Below are 17282 nucleotides of genomic sequence, written 5' to 3' on the forward strand. Positions count from 1 at the left end.
CGCCCGCCATGAGCCTCCAACTGGCCCTCAGCGCCGCCCTCTCCGGGCTGCGCGCGACCCAGCAGCAAGCCGCGCTGGTCTCGCACAACATCACCAACGCCACCACCGCGGGCTTCGTCCGCAAGGATCTGGCCGTCTCCACCGCGATCAGCGGCGGACGCGGCCAGGGCGTGCGCGTCGACGGCGTGCTGCGCAGCGTGGACGAGTTCCTGATCCGCGACGCCCGGTTCGAGCAGAGCCGCTACAGCGCGCAGGAAACCCGCGCCTCGGCGCTGGCCGACTACGCCACCGCGCTGGGCCAGCCGCAGGACGAGCGGTCCGTCTCCACCGCCCTGGCCAAGCTCCAGCAGTCCTTCAGCCAGCTCCGCAACCAGGCGGACAACGAGGCGGCGCGCACCGCCGTGGTGGATTCCGCGGAATCGCTGGTGCGCCGCCTGCACGACACCGCCGCCGCCGCCATCACCGTGCAGAACGACGCCAAGGCGCGGCTCCGGTCCTCCGTCGACGAGGTCAACCGCTCGCTGGTCCGCATCGGGGAGCTGAACAGCGCCATCGCCACCCAGAAGGCCAAGGGCGCCGAGACCGGCGACCTGATGGACGAGCGCGACCGGCTGCTCGATCAGGTGTCGAACGAGATCGGCATCCGCACCCACACCCGCGAGACCGGCGAGGTGGTGGTGATGACCCGCAACGGCCAGACGCTGCTCGACCGTGAACTGCCGGCGGGCGCCCAGCCGCTTCAGCTCATCGACGGCGATCTGCTGGCCGGCGGCAAGATCATCTCCGGCAACCCGGACCAGGACATTCAGAGCGGGCGCATCATGGGCTATGTCCAGACCGCTCATCAGGACATGCCTCGGGCTCTGGCCCAGCTCGACGAGCTGGCGGCGGGCATCATTCAACAGTTCGAAGCGGCGGAGTCCGAACCCGGAACGACCGGCCTGTTCGTCATGGCCCCCGGCAGCGGCGGACCAGCTTCGCGCATCGCCGTCAACGGCGACATCCGCAGCAACCCCTGGAAGGTGCAGAGCGGCGTCCGGGCCGGTGCGCCCCTGGCCCCTGGCGACACCACGCAGATCGACCGTTTCCTCAACGCCTTCTCCGCCACCCGCAGCTTCGGCGATCCGGACCTGCCCTCCTCGGCCACGCTGGGCGACTACGCAACCGGCATGGTCTCCACCCAGCAGGGCTACCGCACCACCGCCGAGTCCGAGATGAAGACCCGCAAGATCAGCGCCGACGCGCTGCAATCGGCGCGTCTCAACCGCGACGGCGTGAACGTCGACGACGAAATGCAGAAGCTGCTGCTGATCGAGCAGAGCTACGGCGCCAGCGCCCAGGTGCTCCAGGCCGCCGGGCGGATGCTCGACACGCTGCTCCAGATCCGGAACTGACGCCATGCTCTACAACGCCGTCTCCACCCTCGGCCTTTCCAAGCGCCTGCAGACCGCCAACACCGAGCTTCAGCTCGAACGGCTGCGCAACAACGACGAGATCGCCAGCGGCAAGCATTTCGACGTCGCCAAGGCACTGGGTGCGCGCACCGGGCAGGCCATCGCGCTGCGCAACCTGTATGACGAGACCGACCAGACCCTGAAATCCACCGCCCTGCTGCAGGGGCGGCTGGGCACCATGGACAGCGCGCTGACCAACATCCTGTCCGCCGGGCAGGACGTCCTGGCCGCCGCCTCGGTCGGGCTGGGCCAGCCCTCGCCCACCGGCAGCTCGCTCCAGGTGCGGGCCCGCGCCATGCTGGAGCAGGTGGTTGGCATGCTCAACGCCTCCTCCGGCAACGGCTACCTGTTCGGCGGGGTCGAGGTGAAGGCCGCCCCCATGCGCGCCGTGCAGGGCGACGAGTCCGGCCTGCCCTCCCCCATCCAGATCGTGCAGGACACCATCGCCGCGGCCACCGGGGGCACCGCGTCGCCGCAGACCCCGGCCGAGACCGCCGCCGCCGTGGCGGCGCTGGACGACCTGTTCGCGACACCGTCGGCCGCGCCGCTCGGCTTCGAGGGCGGGTTCTACCAGGGGGCACCCTCGACCGCGCCGCGCCTCAGCGCCCGGCTCGACCGCACGACCGAGATCCCCTACGGCATCCAGGGCAACGACCCGGCCATGCGGGACCTGCTCCAGGGCCTCTACATGCTGGCCAGCGTCGACACCAGCCAACTGCCGCTGGACGCCTACAAGCCCTACATGGAGGCCGCGGTCGCCAAGGTGTCGGTCGGCATCGAGGGGGTGCGCGACGCCACCGCGCAGCTCGGCATCCACCGCGCGCAGCTCGACGACATCGCGGCGATGAACACGACGCAGCTCCGCATCCTCAACGACCAGCTCGACGCGATGGAAAGCGTCGATCCGGCGGAGGCCAGCCTGCGCATGAACCAGCTCGAGGTGCAGATCGAGGCGACCGCGGCGGCCACCGCCCGCATCGCCCGGATGAGCCTCACCAATTACCTGTAGGGCGGCCCGGCCGCCCTGCGGGACGATGAAAGACGGTCTGATGAAGCACGGCCCGACGAAGCTTGGCCCGATCCGCCGCACCCTCCGCGTGGCCGCGCTGGCCGCGGCCTGCCTGCTGGCCGCCGCCGCCGTGGCGGAGGAGGGGCTGGCCCAGACGCGGGTGAAGGATCTCGTCACCTTCGACGGGGTGCGCCGCAACCAGCTCATCGGCTACGGCCTCGTGGTCGGGCTGAACGGTTCGGGCGACCGGCTGATCAACACGCCCTTCACCGAGCAGAGCCTGAAGGGCATGCTGGAGCGGCTGGGCATCAACACCCGCGACGAGGTGCTGCGCACCCGCAACGCCGCGGCGGTGATGGTCACGGCCTCGCTGCCGCCCTTCGCCCGCCAGGGCACGACCATCGACATCACCGTGTCGGCGCTGGGCGACGCCACCAGCCTGCTCGGCGGCACGCTGCTGGTCACGCCGCTGCTGGGCGCCGACGGGCAGGCCTACGCCGTGGCCCAGGGATCGCTGTCGGTCAGCGGCTTCTCGGCGGGCGGCGTGGCCGCCAACGTGACCAAGGGCGTGCCGACCAGCGCCCGCATCGCCAACGGCGCCATCGTCGAGCGCGAGCTGAAATTCGCGCTGGACGAGACGACCGGCGTGCGCATGGCCCTGCGCAATCCCGACTTCACCACCGCCAACCGCATCGCCGACGCGGTGGCGCTGCGGTTGGGCAGCAGCGCCGTGCATGTGCTGGACGCGACCACCGTCGATGTGCGCATCCCGCCCCGCTACACCGGCGCGGTCGCCCGGCTGATCGGCGACATCGAGCAGCTCACCGTGCGCCCGGACGGCATCGCGCGGGTGGTGGTGGACGAGCGCAGCGGCACCGTGGTCATTGGCGACGATGTGCGCATCAGCCGCGTCGCCATCACCCAGGGCAACCTGACCGTCCGCGTGGTGGAGACGCCGCAGGTGTCGCAGCCGCAGCCCTTCTCCGACGGGCAGACCGTGGTGGTGCCGCGCACCGACGTGCAGGTGCAGGAGGGCAACGGGCGCCAGTTCGTCACCATCGGCGGCAATGTCAGCCTGCAGCAGCTCGTCAACGGGCTGAACGCGCTGGGCGTCGGGCCGCGCGACATGGTCGCCATCCTCCAGGCGATCAAGGCGGCGGGTGCGCTGCACGCCGATCTGGAAATCATCTGATCCTCTCCGGCCGGACGACGACACGATGGACATCTCCCCCCTTTCCCCGACCGCCCAAACCGCGCGTTCCGCCGCCGCGACACCCGCCGCCCAAACCCGATCCGCCGAGAAGGCCGGGCAGGAGTTCGAGGCGCTGATGGTCGGGCAGATGCTGGAGTCCATGTTCGCCGGCATCGAGACCGGCAGCGCCTTCGGCGGCGGCCAGGGCGAGCGGACGTGGCGCAGCTTCATGCTCCAGGAATATGGCAAGGCCATCGCCGAGGCCGGCACGCTGGGGATCGGCCGCATGGTCGAGGCCGACGTGGCCCGCCTCTACGGCCAGACGAGCGAAGGAACCAAGGGATGAGCCGCCGCTTCAAGGACCTGATCCGCGAATTTGCCCCCGACACCAATCCGGTCGAGGACGCCGCGCCCGCCGGCGCGCCGGAGCCTGAGAGTCCCGCGCTGGCCGACGGGCCGACCGCCGTGGTGATGACGGAGTTCCTCGACACGGTGGCGGAGTTGAGCGTCCTGCTCGACGAGGAGACGGCGGCGCTCGCCGCCGGCGAGCTGGAAGGGCTGGAGGTCTACGCCCGGCGCAAGCAGGCGATGGCCGACCGTCTGGGCGGCATCATGACCCAGGCGCAGTCGGGCACCCTGCGGCTGAACGACGACCTGCGCGCGATGATCCTGGAGCGGGTGGAGCGGCTCGACCGCGCCATCAACGACAACGCGGCGGGGCTGGTCGCCATGCGCAAGGCCGTGCTGTCGATCAACCGCAGCCTTCTGGTGGCGCTGGAGAAGGCGGCCAGCGATGGCCTTTACGCCCCCTCCGGCCACGCGGTGCGCCCGGTCGAGCTGTCGGCGTCGGGCCTGAACGCGGAGCTGTAGGCCGGCCGAATTGTAGTTCCCTCTCCCGCCCCGGGAGAGGGTGGCGCCATAGGCGCCGGGTGAGGGTCGTCCAAGGATCAAGGGGCTGATTCTTGGCGTCACCCTCACCCTTCCCACGCTTCCGCATGGGCCCCTTCCCTCTCCCGGGGCGGGAGAGGGGATTGAGGACGACGGCTTTGCGGAGGGTTCCGCCGCCGGATGCGGGCCGCTATAGTCCGGCGTCCGCTTGGCCGCATCTTTCCAAGGCTTCCGTATGCCCGCAACCGACCGCGCCGGCCCCCCGTCGCTTGCCGTCTTCACCCATGGCGAGCTGATCGGCGACGCGCTCATCAAGATTCCCTTCGTGCGCGCCCTGCGGGGGTTGTTCCCGGACCACCGGATCACCTGGATCACCACCGAAGGCACCCATCTGGCGACCACGCTGCGCCCGATGATGGACGGGCTGATCGACGAGTTCCGCGCCGACACCGGCATCGGTCGCAACCCGCTCGGCCTGCTGAAGCCCATGCCCATCAAGGATCGTTTCTCGCTGGTGCTGGACACCCAGGCGCTGCCCTGGCGGACGCTGCTGGCACGCCGGCTGAAGCACGACCTGTTCGTCTCGGCCTGCGCCGGCTACCGCCTGTCGGACCGCCGCCCGCCGCCCGGCTACAAGGAGCCGCGGCACGTGCTGGACCGCCTGTTCGACCTGCTGGAGGTCGCCGGTGGGCGCCGCCCTCCGCTGGACATGGCCGTTCCCATCCCGGCCGAGGCCGAGGCCGAGGCGCGCGCCGTCCTGCCCGACGGGCCGGGCTACATCGCCATCGCGCCGGGGGCGGGCAAGCGGGTGAAATGCTGGCCGTTGGACCGCTTCGTGGAGTTGGCCCGCGCCCAGGTCGCCGATGGGCGGGTGCCGGTCTTCATCCTCGGCCCGGCGGAGTTGGACTGGCTGCCGGAACTGCGCGCTGCCGTGCCGCAGGCGCTGTTCCCGCTCCAGGACGCCGAACTGGCCGAGCCGCGCTATTCCCCGCTGCGCACCATCGCGCTGACCCGGCGCTGCGCCGCGGCGGTCGCCAACGACAGCGGGACCAGCCACCTGTTCGGCCTCGCCGATGTGCCGCTGCTGACCCTCTACGGTCCGACGACCGCGGAGAAGCTGCGCCCGAAGGTGACGCGGGGCGCCGTGCTGACGGCCTCGACCTTCGGCGGGCGCGAGATGGAGCGCATTCCCGCCGACGCCGCGATCAAAGAGGTCGAGGCGCTGATCGGTTCATAATCCAGAGAACGCCTCAGCCGTCATAACCCTCTCCCCTCTGGGGAGAGGGGATACCCGATGGTCGCGCCAAGCTTCAGCGCTTCACGGCGGGCGTGATCTCACCCGCCTCCTCCAGCCGCCGCAGGCAGGCGACCAGGGCGCGCTGGAAGTTGCGGCCCTCGGAGGGCAGGTTGACGCCCTGGCCGGTCGTCCAGAACTCCACGAAGGCGCAATCGGCCGCACGGTCCGCGGTCGGCCATTCGACGGTCACACCCAGCCCAAGCTCCGCCGTGCGGCGGCGGCTGTCGGTGACCAGGATCTTCGTTTCCCAATGCATCCCGCCGCTGCCCGCCTCGGCGCGGCGGTGGCTCCACAGGCGCAGGTAATCGCGGAAGCTCTCGGACGCGCGGTCCTGCTGGACGTAGCTGCCGCGGTCCACCACCGAGGGCGCGAGGCGCAGCGTGTAGCGGGCCTGGGCAAGAGCCTGCGTCACTTCCGCAATCAGCCGGTCCATCTCGGCGAAGCTGCGCCGCACGTTGTCGGCCAGCGCGGTGGCCAGCGCCTCCCCCTTCAGCGCGCCGGAGGCGGCGCGGTCGGAACGGTACATCTCGAACAGGTCGTCGCTGTCGCTCATGGCCGTGATGCGCCGCGGAAGGGGAGGATTTCCTTCGTCTACCGCCAAACCCGTTGAGAAGACATTAAGCTGATTTCCAAACCATCCGGCCGCCCCGCTACGCCCGTTGCGCCGGCTGCGCGGCCCCACCGTTCTTCAGGCGCAGCACATACATCATCACCTCAGCCACCGCTTGGTAGTGCTGGAGCGGGATCACCGCGTCGACCTCCGACGCGGCGTAGAGGGCGCGGGCCAGCGGCGGGTTCTCGATCACCGGAACGCCGTTCTCCTCGGCCACCGCGCGGATGCGCAGCGCGACGAGGTCGGCCCCCTTGGCGAGGCAGACCGGCGCCGGCATCTTGGCGCGGTCGTATTCCAGCGCCACGGCAAAGTGGGTCGGGTTGGCGATGACCACCGTGGCGCGCGGCACGTTCGCCATCATGCGGCGCTTCGAGCGGTCGCGCCGGATCTCGCGCAGCTTCGCCTTTAGATGGGGATCGCCCTCGGTCTGCTTGAACTCGTCCTTCAGCTCCTGGAAGGTCATGCGCAGGCGGCGCCGCCATTCCAGCCGGTTCCACAGCACGTCCACGGCGGCCATCACCACCGTCGCCAGGAGGACGGCCAGCAGCAGCCGCAGGGTCAGGTCCCGCAGCAGGTCGGGAAGCGCCGCAACGTCCATGCCCACGATCCCCTCCGTCCAATCGATGTAGGGCGCCACGGCGAACCAGACGGCGCAGGCGATGATCGCCAGTTTCACGAGACTCTTCACGAATTCGACCAGCGCGTGGCGCGCGAAGATGCGGCGCCAGCCGCTGAGCGGCGACAGGTGAGACAGCTTGGGCCGGATGCGGTCGCTCGCCGCCAGCAGCGGCCCCTGCCCCACCGCCGACACCACCGCCCCGCCGACCAGCAGGCCGAACACCGGCAGCATCGCCACCGCCACACCGCCGATCAGCCAGCGCAGGCTGTTCATCACGTCGTAGGGACCGCCGTCGAGCCGGATGTCGTTCGGATTCTCGATCAACGGCAGCAGCACCTCGGCGATGCGGGAGGCGGCGAGCGGCCCGCCCGCCGCGGCGATCAGCCAGGCCGCCGCCATGGTGGCCGCCAGACCGACGTCGCGGGCGCGGGGGACATCGCCCTTGTCCATCGCCTCGCGCAGCCGTTTCTCGGTCGGCTCCTCGGTTTTCTGTTCCTCGTCCTGGCTGTTGTCCGACATCGCCGCCCCCTTCTCATCGCCCGCCGAGCCAGCCGGCCAGCGCCGCCAGCGTGGCGGTGACCATGGCGCCCGCCGTCACCAGGAAGACCAGCATCCCGCCGCCGACCATCGCCGGGGTGGCGACGAAATAGACGGGCATGGAGGGCATCACGCGATTGACCAGGGCCAGAGCCATGTTGGCGATCATGCCGAACACCAGGAAGGGCGCCGCCATCTGCACGCCCAGGCGGAAGGTGACGCCGACGAGCTGGGCGTAGCGCCCCGCCACCATGCCGGGATCGGGCAGTTGCGCCGCCGGCCAGCTTCCGTAGGAGCGCACCAGCGCGTCGATCATCAGGTAATGCAGGTCGAGCGCGAACAGCAGCGCCAGCCCGGCGATGACCAGCGTGCCCGACAGGATCGACCCGCTCTCGAACCCCGCGGCGTCGGTGCCGAAGGGGTTGGCGAGGCCCATCGCCTGCGCGGCGATGTTGCCGGCGACCTGGAGCGACGCCAGGAACAGCTTGGCCCCCAGCCCGAGGAAGGCGCCGGCCACCGTCTCCGCGAAGATCTGCTCCAGCATCACCGCGGCGTCCGGCGGCAGTCGGTCGGGCAGGCCGGGCACCGTCGGGGTCAGCGCCAGCGCCACCGGGATCGCGATGCACAGCCGGACGCGCGGCGGCACCGCCAGCTCGCCGAAACCGGGCAGCAGGCTGACCGCCGCCGCGACGCGGGCGAAGACCAGGAAGGCGCGGTAGACCTCCAGGCTGAGCAGATCGGCGAGCGTGTCCATCACCGTTCTTTCCTTCCCGGTCCTTCACACCTGGTCGATCGTCTTGACGGACACCTTGCGGTGCAGTTCGGCGTGGCTGATGACCGGGGTCATCGGGCTGACCCGCTCCAGCAGGGAGCGCACGAAGGGCCGCACCTCCGCCCCGACCAGCAGCGCCGGCCAGACCTGGGGCGTGGCGTGCTTTTGGATGGTGATGCGCAGCGCCGTCAGGAACTCCTGCACCTGGGTCGGCGGCATGGCGAAGCGGCGGTCCTCGCCCTCGGCGATGACGCTCTGCTGGAGCGCCTGCTCCCAGCGTGGGGTCAGGACGATGACCGGGACGAAGCCGTCGGGTGCCGTCAGCGACTGGCAGATCTGCTGACCCAGCCGCGCCCGCACATGCTCCGTCACCAGCGTGATGTTGCGCGTCCAGTTCACCGCCTCGGCGATGGCCTCGACGATGGCCGGCAGGTTGCGGATCGACACCCGCTCCGCCAGCAGCGCCTGGAGCACGCGCTGCACCACCACCAGCGTGATGCGCGACGGCACCATGTCGGAAATCAGCTTCTGGTACTCCCGCCCCAGCCCGTCGAGCAGCTTCTGCATGGCGGCGAAGGTCAACAGGGTCGAGAGGTGGTCCTTGATGACCTCGGTCAGGTGAGTGGTGATGACGCTTTCCGGGTCGACGACCGTGTAGCCCTTGGCGATGGCCTCCTCGTGCCGCGCCGGGTCTATCCAGCGGGCCTGGAGGTTGAAGGTCGGCTCCCGCGTCGCCTCTCCGGGCAGGTCGGGGGCCGCCCCGCCGGACGGGTCGATGGCGAGAAGCTGCTTGGGCCGCACCTCGCCGCTCGCCACCTCGACGCCCATGACGCTGACCACATAGCCCTTGGGCGGCAGGAAGCTGCTGTCCTTGATGCGCACCGACGGCAGGATGAAGCCGAATTCCTTGGCGAAGCGCTTGCGCAGCGTCTTCACCTTGCCGGTCAACGGACCGTTCTTGTTGAGGATCAGCGGGACGAGGTGGTTGCCGACCTCCACCTTGACCTCGTCCACCTTCAGCATGTCCTCCACCGCCTCCTCGGCCGGGGCGGTGGGCGCCTTGCGGCTTTCCTCCAGCCGGGCGAGTGCGGCGCGGCGCATCTTGCCGCGCATCGCGTACCAGCCCGCCGCGCCGAAGCCGCCGCCGAGCAGGACGAAGGGCGCGGCGGGCAGGCCCGGCGTCACGCCCAGCGTGCAGAGCAGCCCGCCCGCCACCATCAGCGCCTTGGGATAGCCACCGAGCTGGGCGAGCACCGCCTGATCGGCGGAGCCGACGTTGCCGCCCTTGGTCACCAGCAGGCCGGCGGCCAGCGAGACGACCAGCGCCGGGATCTGCGTCGCCAGACCGTCGCCCACCGTCAGGATGGTGTAGACCGACGCCGCGGATTCGAAGGACATGCCCTGTTGCGCCATGCCGATGGCCATGCCGCCCAGCACGTTGATGGCGGTGATGACCAGCCCGGCCACCGCGTCGCCGCGCACGAACTTCGACGCGCCGTCCATGGCGCCGAAGAAGGTGCTCTCGTCCTCCAGCTCCTTGCGGCGGCGGCGGGCCTCGACGTCGTCGATCATGCCGGCGGACAGGTCGGCGTCGATGGCCATCTGCTTGCCCGGGATGGCGTCCAGCGTGAAGCGCGCGCCGACCTCCGCGATGCGGGAGGCGCCCTTGGTGATGACGACGAAGTTGATGACGATCAGGATGGCGAAGATCACCACGCCGATCACGAAGTTGCCGCCCATGATGAACTGGCTGAAGCCCTCGATCACATGGCCGGCGGCGGACGGGCCGGTGTGCCCATGGCTGAGGATCAGGCGGGTGGACGCGATGTTCAGCGCCAGCCGCAGCACCGTGACGACCAGCAGCACGGTCGGGAAGGACGAGAAGTCCAGCGGCCGGGAGATCCACAGCGAGACCATCAGGATCAGCACGCTGACCGCCAGCGACAGCGCCAGCCCGAGGTCGAGGAACCAGGTCGGCACCGGCAGGAACAGCACGGCCAGCACCAGCACGATGGCCAGCGCGAACAGCACGTCGCGGTTCGCCAGCCCGGCATCGCCGAGGCTGGTCATCCGGTTCCGGAAGGTGTCCGTGAAAGCCATGCGGGAACTCCAGGGTGCGGCACCGTTGGTACGCTAGCACCCCGCGGTAAAACCGGCTTTTACGTCTGCGCTACTGGGCGGTCGGCAGCAGCGGCTTCACCGCCGCGTTGGCGTAGAGGCTGGACAGGAAGGACAGGCGGCCAAGCTCGGCCCGGCCCCAGGCGGGCAGTGCGCCGGGGGCGGCTTGGGAACTGGCCATTTGAGGGCCGGCGGCCAGCGTCTTCAGGTAATCCATGGCGCCGGCCACCCAGCGCCGGTTGCCGCCGACCCGCTCGCGGTAGGCCGCTCCGCGCTCCGACTGGGCGGAGTGGTAGCGGGCGATGGCGGCGTCCAGCGATCCCTGCGCACGGTGCAGGTCGCCCAGAAAGCGCGCGGCGTAACGGGCGTTGGCGCGCGGGTCGAAGGCGGTCTCCATGTCGGGAAAGGCGTCGGGGTGCCATTTCAGATTGACCTGGAGGCAGCCGACGTCGATCGAGCGCGTGCCCCGCGCCTGCGCGGCGCGCACGAAGGCGATGGCCTCGTCCCGCGTCGGGAAGTAGCTGGAAGCGCCTTCGGTGTTGACGGTCCAGGGCCAGACGGTGAACAGCCGGTCGGCGGTCATCCGCCCGGCCTCGGTGAAGCCCATGGCGAGCAGCATGTGGTCGGCCACCCCGGCCTCGCGCTCCGCCGCCAGGATGGCGTCGATGCAGGCGGCCTCCGGCGGCAGGCTGCGCGCGGGCAGGACGCGCGGCGCGTAGAGGGCGGTGGACCAGGTGCCGATCTGCGCGGCCGGCGGCTTCACCTCCGCGGCGGTCGCGGTTCCGGCCAGGAGCCCGGCCAGGAGCAGCATCGCCAGTCCGGCCAGCCGGCGCATGTCACCGCACCGAGACGATCAGGCTGCCCAGCCGGTCAGCGTAGGTGGTGAGCGCGCCGTACATGAAGGGCAGCGCCAGCACGGTGGTGACCAGGATGGCGACGATCTTCGGCACGAAGGTCAGCGTCATCTCCTGCACCTGGGTCAGCGCCTGGACCAGCGAGATCGCCACGCCCACCAGGACCGCGATGACCAGCGGCGGCGCGGCGATCAGCAGCATCGTCCAGATGCCCGTGCGCAGGACTTCCAGCACGTCGGCTTCATTCATGGGGGTTCTCCTGGGGAGTGTTTGCCCCCACCCTAACCCTCCCCCGCTGGGCGGGGGAGGGAACTGCCGCCGCTTCGCGAAAATCCCCCTCCCCCGCTCAGCGGGGGAGGGCCGGGGTGGGGGCAAGACGTCCTGACGAAAGCGCTCAAATCGCCATCCGCATGACGTCCTGATAGGCCTGCACCATGCGGTCGCGGATGGACACGACCGTCTGCACGGTCATCTCGGCGGCGAGCACGGAACGCACGACCTCGTGCGTGCCGGCCTTGCCGGCGACGGCGGCGACGGACATGCGCTCGCCCTCGTTCAGCGTCTCCACCGCCTGCGACACCTGCCGGTCGAGGAAGGCGCCGAAGCTGCTCTCCGCCGACGCTGCCGTCTCGGCGGGCGCCGATCCCGCAGCAGCTGTGGTGGGCGGGGTGGCGAGCGAGGCGGCGGGCGCCGGCTGGGCCAGGGGCGCGCGGTGGAGGCCGTAGGCGGCGGCGGCGCGGCCGATGGGTTCGATCATGCTCTGGATCTCCTCAGCCGCGCAGAAGGTCGATCATGCGGCTCATCATGCTGCGCGACTGCTCGATGACGTTGACGCTCGCCTCGAAGGACCGGCTGGCCTCGCGCATGTCCATCATCTCGATCAGCGGCTGGACGTTCGGGCGCTTGACGTAGCCCTTCTCGTCGGCGGCGGGGTGCGAGGGTTCGTAGACGAGCTGGAAGTCGCTGCGGTCGCGCCCGATCTGCTTGACCTTCACGATCTCCGACCCGGCGGCGCGGTCCATCGTGGTGGCGAAGGAGACGGTCTTGCGGCGGTAGGGATCGCCGCCCGCCGTCATGGCGGTGGAATCGGCGTTGGCGATGTTCTCGGCGACCACGCGCAGCCGGGTGCCCTGCGCCTGCAGGCCCGAACTGGCGATCCGCATCGTCGCGGCCAGGGGATCGGTGAGCATGGGAAGGGCCTCCGAAGTCGTCAGCCGGCGCGCCAGGCGGCGCGCAGGATTTGCAGGTTGCGCTGGAACAGGCCGGCGGTCAGGGCGAAGGCGTCGCGCGTCTCGCTGCCCTTGTTCATCTCCTGCTCCAGCGACACGGCGTTGCCGTCCGGCGTGGTCTCCCACTGCTCGGGCTTGCGCGCCTCCTGCACCGCGCCGGACGGGTTGAAGCCCGCCAGGTGCATGGGCGAGGTGAGCGCGGGCGCCACCGACTGCGGGCCGTCCATCAGCGCCGCGAAGGGCTTCAGGTCCTTCGGCTGATAGCCGGGCGTGTTGGCGTTCACGACGTTGGCGGCGATCAGCTTCTGCCGCTCCGCCAAGTAATCGAGGCGCGCGCCGGTCAGCCGGAACACCGAAATATTGCTAAAATCCATTGGAACGGCCCTATCGCAAAGCCGGAAGGCAAGGCACGGTCAAGATGACCCCCGGCGTTTAAAACCGGATTTAAAATCCTCGTGGCAGGATCACCGCATTCCGACACGGCGGAGACGTCCCGGCGATGCGCGTGCTTTCCAACCTTCTGTCCGAGATCGAGCGGATGCCGACCCGATCCTGGCGCGGCGAGATCCGCAGCGCCACCGGCATGACGCTGGAGGTGGAGGGGCTGCGCCGCGTCCTGGCGGTGGGCGACAAATGCTGGGCGGAGACGGCGCGCGGCCAGCGCCTGCTGTGCGAGACCATCGGCTTCCGCCAGGGCCGCACGTTGCTGATGGCCTTCGACAACCTCGACGGCGTGGCGGAGGGCTGCGCCGCCGTCACCGACGACACCGCCTTCACGCTGCGCCCCGGCCCCGGCTGGCTGGGCCGCGTGGTCAACGCGCTGGGCGAGCCGATCGACGGGTGCGGCCCCCTGCGCAACGGCCACCACGCCCGCCCGTTGCGCGCCGCCCCGCCGCCGGCCTACGCGCGCCGCCGGGTGGGGCCAAAGATGGACACCGGCGTGCGCGCCATCGACGTCTTCACGCCGATCTGCCGCGGCCAGCGCATGGGTGTCTTCGCCGGGTCGGGCGTCGGCAAATCGACGCTGCTGTCGATGGTCGCCCGCCACGCCGGGGCCGACGCGATCGTGATCGGTCTGGTCGGGGAGCGCGGGCGCGAGGTGCAGGAGTTCATCCAGGACGATCTGGGGGCGGAGGGCCTCGCCCGCTCCGTCGTCGTGGTCGCCACCTCGGACGAGCCGCCGCTGATGCGCCGGCAGGCCGCCCATCTCTGCCTGACCGTGGCGGAGGAGTTGCGCGACCGCGGCCTGCACGTTCTCTGCCTGATCGACAGCGTGACGCGCTTCGCCATGGCCCAGCGCGAGATCGGCTTGGCCGCCGGGGAGCCGCCGACCGCCAAGAGCTACCCGCCCAGCGTCTTCGCGGAACTGCCCAAACTGATGGAGCGCGCCGGGCCGGGACAGGAGGGCCAGGGTGACATCACCGGCATCTTCACCGTGCTGGTGGACGGCGACGACCATGACGAGCCGATCGCCGACGCGGTGCGCGGCATCCTCGACGGCCACGTCGTTCTGGACCGCCGCATCGCGGAGCAGGGGCGCTACCCCGCCGTCAACGTGCTGCGCAGCGTGTCGCGCCTGCTGCCCGGCTGCCACACGGCGGAGCAGAACGCCCTGCTGCGCCGCGCGCGGAGCCTCGCCGCCACCTACGACAACATGCGGGAGCTGGTGCGCATCGGCGCCTACAAGCAGGGCACCGACGCGGAGGTGGACGACGCCGTCGCGCTGAACCCGGCGCTGGAGGAGTTCCTGCGCCAGGGCAAGGACGACGCCACGCCGTCCCCCGACTCTTTCCACATCCTCGACCGCATCCTCGCCGTTCCCGCCGGAGCCACGCCATGACCAACGCCACCGCGCTCGCCGCCCGCGCGCTTGCCCCGACCACCGCCGCACGGGACGCCGTGAAGGCCCCGACCAAACAGGAGACGGCGGATCACGGTCTGGATTTCGGGGACCTGCTGGACGCGGTGAATCCGCTGCAGCACCTGCCGGGGGTGTCGCAGGTCTACCGCCACGCCACCGGCGACGAGATCGGCCTGCCGGCGCGGCTGGCCGGCGGCTTCCTGTTCGGCGGCCCCATCGGCCTGCTGGGCAGCGCCGCCATGGCCGCCTTCGAAGCGGTGACCGGCGACGACCCGCTGGGCCACCTCGTCGCGCTGGCGGAGGGCGGCTCGGACGAGACGAAGGCTCCGGCGAAGGACGCGCCGTCCAGCGCCCCGCCCCTGCCCTTCCTCGCCGGTCCGGCGCAAGAGCCGCAAACGGAGCCAACGCCGGACCATCGCCCATCCCCCGCCGTGCTGGCGGAAGCGCTCGCCCGCAAGACGCCGGGCAGCGACGCCACGGCGGACACGCCGGCGCCCAAGGCGGAGCAGCCCGCCCCGCAAATCCTGGCGAAGCTCTACGAACTGCATGCCACCCAGCCGGCGGACCGCCCGGCCGTCCGGCTCTGACCCGGCTCAGCGCAGCGCCTTCGCCAGCGCGTCCATGAACAGCCGCACCTTCGGCGGCACGAAGCGCGCCGAGGGGTGGACGCCCCACACTGCCAGCGGCTCCAACGCCCCGTCGGACAGGGTGAGCGCCACCAGCGCGCCGCGCGCCACCTCGTCGCGCACGTCCCACTCCGACAGGACGGCGATGCCGAGCCCGGCGAGGCAGATGTCGCGCAGCCCCTCGATGGAGTTGGCGGTGAAGCGCCCGCGCACCCGGATGCGCCGCTCCCGCCCGTCCCCCGCGAAGCTCCAATGGGTCGTGCCGGACAGGCACAGGCACTCGTGCTCCGCCAGATCGGCGACGGCGGCGGGCGTACCGCGGGCCGCCAGATAGCCGGGCGTGGCGTAGAGCCCCCGCGGGTTGTCGGCCAGCCGCCGCGCGATCAGCGCGCTGTCTTTCAGACGCGCGATGCGGATGGCAAGGTCGATGCCCTGCCCGACGATGTCCACCACCGTGTCGGTCAGCAGCAGATCGACCGAGACCTGCGGGTTGTCCGTCAGGAACTCCGCGACCACCGGCACCACCACCTTGCGCCCGAAGGCGGCGGAGGCGGTCAGCCGCAGCAGCCCCGACGCCCCGGCGGAGGACGGTCGGACGCTGGCCCGCGCCGCCGCCTCGTTCTCCAGCATCGCCTGGGCGAAGGGCAGCATCGCCTCCCCTTCCGGCGTCAGGGCAAGGGAGCGGGTGGTCCGCTGCATCAGCCGCGCGCCCATGGCCTCCTCCAGCGCGGCCAGCCGCCGCGTCGCCATCAGCGGCGAGATGCCCAGGCGCCTTGCCGCCCCGGCCAGGCTGCCGGCCTGGGCGGCTTCCACCAGAACGGCGAGTCCGGCAAGGTCCATTGCTTCACTTTTTGATGCACAGGCCGTTCATTCTGCATGACTGATGCGGTTTGTGAAAGTGCGATAGGGTCTGTTTCAGAGATCATCGCCTTGGGCTCAGTAGCCCTCTCCCCTCTGGGGAGAGGGGATGTTGCAAAAGGACCCCTGTCATGAGCATCACCGACACAATGCCCCACACATCAACCCACACGCCCGACCACACCCGGCTCGGGCGCGGGCTGACCTTCGCCATGGCGACCGCCGCGGGGCTGGCCGTCGCGAACATCTACTACAACCAGCCCATGCTGGGCCTGATCGAGGGCGACCTGCCCGGCCCGCTGACCGGCATGATCCCGACCGCCACGCAGTTGGGCTACGCCGCCGGCCTGCTCCTGCTGGTGCCGCTGGGCGATCTGGTGGAGCGGCGGCAGCTGATCGTCGGACAGTTCCTCCTGCTCGCCGCGGCGCTGGTCGCGACGGCGCTGGCGCAAGGCCCCGCCCTGATGGTCGCCGCCTCGCTGCTGCTCGGCGTCTCGGCGACGGTGGCGCAGCAGATCGTCCCCTTCGCCGCGCATCTCGCCTCGCCGCAGCGGCGCGGGGCGGCGGTGGGGACAGTCATGTCGGGGGTGCTGACCGGCATCCTGCTCAGCCGCACGCTGGCCGGCTTCGTCGGCACGCACGAGGGCTGGCGCGCCATGTTCTGGCTGGCCGTGCCGCTGGCGCTGGGTGCCGCCGCGCTGATGGCCGTCATGCTGCCGCGCAGCCACCCGAACGCAACCATGCGCTACCCGGCGCTGATGCGCTCGCTGGTCCATCTGTGGCGGGAGTTCCCGGCCCTGCGGCTGGCCGCGGTCACCCAGGGGCTGCTGTTCGCCGCCTTCACCACCTTCTGGACCATCCTGGCGCTGCGTCTGGCCGAGCCGCGCTTCGGCCTGGGCGCCGACGCGGCGGGGCTGTTCGGCATCGTCGGCGCCGTCGGCATCCTGGCCGCCCCGCTGGCCGGGCGGATCGCCGACCGCAGCGGGCCGCACCGGGTGATCCTGCTGGGCACGCTGCTGACGCTGGCGTCCTGGCTGCTGTTCGGGCTGTGGACGTCGCTCGCCGGTCTGGTCGCCGGGGTGATCCTGCTCGACTTCGCGGTCCAGGCGGCGCTGGTGTCGAACCAGCACCTCGTCTACGCCCTGCGCCCCGAGGCCCGCGCCCGGCTGAACACCATCTTCATGGGCGGCATGTTCCTGGGCGGCGCCGTGGGGTCGAGCGCGGCGACGCTGGCCTGGAACGCCGGCGGCTGGACCGCCGTGACCGGGCTGGGCATCGCCGTCGCCGCCCTGGCCACCGCGCTCCAGCTCGCCGCGCGGCGCGGCTAGGCAAGGTCCGACGGACAGGGTCCGCGA

Annotated in this window: 19 protein-coding genes; 9 read left to right on the forward strand and 10 right to left on the reverse strand. The window is 71.0% G+C overall.

Features of this window, described 5'->3' with window-relative positions:
- The first annotated feature begins 8 nt into the window (after positions 1-8).
- The 6 genes from flgK (at position 9) to FBZ83_RS24480 (ending at position 5780) form a co-directional block, all read left to right on the forward strand.
- A complete protein-coding gene (gene flgK, locus FBZ83_RS24455) occupies positions 9-1394 on the forward strand; it encodes a flagellar hook-associated protein FlgK (protein ID WP_145689320.1) in 1386 nt (461 codons plus the stop codon).
- 4 nt (positions 1395-1398) lie between these two features.
- A complete protein-coding gene (locus FBZ83_RS24460) occupies positions 1399-2463 on the forward strand; it encodes a flagellin (protein WP_145689321.1) in 1065 nt (354 codons plus the stop codon).
- Positions 2464-2503: 40 nt separating this feature from the next.
- Positions 2504-3655, forward strand: a complete 1152-nt coding sequence (locus FBZ83_RS24465) for a flagellar basal body P-ring protein FlgI (RefSeq protein ID WP_247888457.1) — start codon at positions 2504-2506, stop codon at positions 3653-3655.
- 25 nt (positions 3656-3680) lie between these two features.
- The gene (locus FBZ83_RS24470) at positions 3681-4001 is read left to right on the forward strand and encodes a rod-binding protein (protein WP_145689323.1); all 321 of its coding nucleotides are present in this window, start codon (positions 3681-3683) and stop codon (positions 3999-4001) included.
- Positions 3998-4525 carry a flagellar protein FlgN gene (locus FBZ83_RS24475; RefSeq protein WP_145689324.1) on the forward strand — a complete coding sequence of 176 codons (528 nt, stop codon included), beginning with the start codon at positions 3998-4000 and terminating at the stop codon, positions 4523-4525. The genes FBZ83_RS24470 and FBZ83_RS24475 overlap by 4 nt, the downstream gene beginning before the upstream one ends.
- A 253-nt stretch (positions 4526-4778) precedes the next feature.
- The gene (locus tag FBZ83_RS24480) at positions 4779-5780 is read left to right on the forward strand and encodes a glycosyltransferase family 9 protein (RefSeq protein ID WP_145689325.1); all 1002 of its coding nucleotides are present in this window, start codon (positions 4779-4781) and stop codon (positions 5778-5780) included.
- 73 nt (positions 5781-5853) lie between these two features.
- Here the strand turns inward: FBZ83_RS24480 and FBZ83_RS24485 are convergent, their stop codons facing one another.
- The 9 genes from FBZ83_RS24485 to FBZ83_RS24530 all read right to left on the reverse strand — a co-directional run bounded on the left by FBZ83_RS24485 (position 5854) and on the right by FBZ83_RS24530 (position 12956).
- Complete coding sequence (locus tag FBZ83_RS24485; RefSeq protein WP_145689326.1) at positions 5854-6393, reverse strand: hypothetical protein; 540 nt, start codon at positions 6391-6393, stop codon at positions 5854-5856.
- A 97-nt stretch (positions 6394-6490) separates the two neighbouring features.
- A complete protein-coding gene (flhB, locus tag FBZ83_RS24490; protein ID WP_145689327.1) occupies positions 6491-7591 on the reverse strand; it encodes a flagellar biosynthesis protein FlhB in 1101 nt (366 codons plus the stop codon).
- A gap of 13 nt (positions 7592-7604) precedes the next feature.
- The gene (locus FBZ83_RS24495; protein ID WP_145689328.1) at positions 7605-8363 is read right to left on the reverse strand and encodes a flagellar biosynthetic protein FliR; all 759 of its coding nucleotides are present in this window, start codon (positions 8361-8363) and stop codon (positions 7605-7607) included.
- 24 nt (positions 8364-8387) lie between these two features.
- Positions 8388-10481 carry a flagellar biosynthesis protein FlhA gene (gene flhA, locus FBZ83_RS24500; protein WP_145689329.1) on the reverse strand — a complete coding sequence of 698 codons (2094 nt, stop codon included), beginning with the start codon at positions 10479-10481 and terminating at the stop codon, positions 8388-8390.
- 70 nt (positions 10482-10551) lie between these two features.
- Complete coding sequence (locus tag FBZ83_RS24505; RefSeq protein ID WP_145689330.1) at positions 10552-11334, reverse strand: lytic transglycosylase domain-containing protein; 783 nt, start codon at positions 11332-11334, stop codon at positions 10552-10554.
- 1 nt (position 11335) lies between these two features.
- Positions 11336-11602 carry a flagellar biosynthesis protein FliQ gene (fliQ, locus tag FBZ83_RS24510; protein WP_014199655.1) on the reverse strand — a complete coding sequence of 89 codons (267 nt, stop codon included), beginning with the start codon at positions 11600-11602 and terminating at the stop codon, positions 11336-11338.
- A 145-nt stretch (positions 11603-11747) separates the two neighbouring features.
- Positions 11748-12110 (reverse strand): flagellar hook-basal body complex protein FliE, encoded by a 363-nt coding sequence (locus tag FBZ83_RS24520; RefSeq protein ID WP_145689331.1) that lies wholly within the window; start codon positions 12108-12110, stop codon positions 11748-11750.
- A gap of 13 nt (positions 12111-12123) precedes the next feature.
- A complete protein-coding gene (flgC, locus tag FBZ83_RS24525) occupies positions 12124-12543 on the reverse strand; it encodes a flagellar basal body rod protein FlgC (protein WP_040137944.1) in 420 nt (139 codons plus the stop codon).
- A 20-nt stretch (positions 12544-12563) separates the two neighbouring features.
- On the reverse strand, positions 12564-12956 hold the full coding sequence (locus FBZ83_RS24530) for a flagellar basal body rod protein FlgB (RefSeq protein WP_211111502.1): 393 nt from the start codon (positions 12954-12956) through the stop codon (positions 12564-12566).
- A 125-nt stretch (positions 12957-13081) separates the two neighbouring features.
- Between FBZ83_RS24530 and fliI the strand changes: the two genes are divergently transcribed.
- Together fliI and FBZ83_RS24540 are read left to right on the forward strand one after the other, a co-directional pair.
- On the forward strand, positions 13082-14422 hold the full coding sequence (gene fliI, locus FBZ83_RS24535; protein ID WP_145689332.1) for a flagellar protein export ATPase FliI: 1341 nt from the start codon (positions 13082-13084) through the stop codon (positions 14420-14422).
- On the forward strand, positions 14419-15030 hold the full coding sequence (locus FBZ83_RS24540; protein WP_145689333.1) for a hypothetical protein: 612 nt from the start codon (positions 14419-14421) through the stop codon (positions 15028-15030). The genes fliI and FBZ83_RS24540 overlap by 4 nt, the downstream gene beginning before the upstream one ends.
- Positions 15031-15036: 6 nt before the next feature.
- Here FBZ83_RS24540 and FBZ83_RS24545 read toward each other — a convergent pair whose 3' ends face one another.
- Positions 15037-15909, reverse strand: a complete 873-nt coding sequence (locus tag FBZ83_RS24545; protein ID WP_145689334.1) for a LysR family transcriptional regulator — start codon at positions 15907-15909, stop codon at positions 15037-15039.
- A 149-nt stretch (positions 15910-16058) separates the two neighbouring features.
- On the opposite strand from FBZ83_RS24545, the gene FBZ83_RS24550 reads away from it, so the two are divergent.
- Positions 16059-17255 carry an MFS transporter gene (locus tag FBZ83_RS24550; RefSeq protein ID WP_211101694.1) on the forward strand — a complete coding sequence of 399 codons (1197 nt, stop codon included), beginning with the start codon at positions 16059-16061 and terminating at the stop codon, positions 17253-17255.
- Positions 17256-17282: the final 27 nt, after the last annotated feature.

This window comes from Azospirillum brasilense, assembly GCF_007827815.1.
Classification (GTDB): domain Bacteria; phylum Pseudomonadota; class Alphaproteobacteria; order Azospirillales; family Azospirillaceae; genus Azospirillum; species Azospirillum brasilense_C.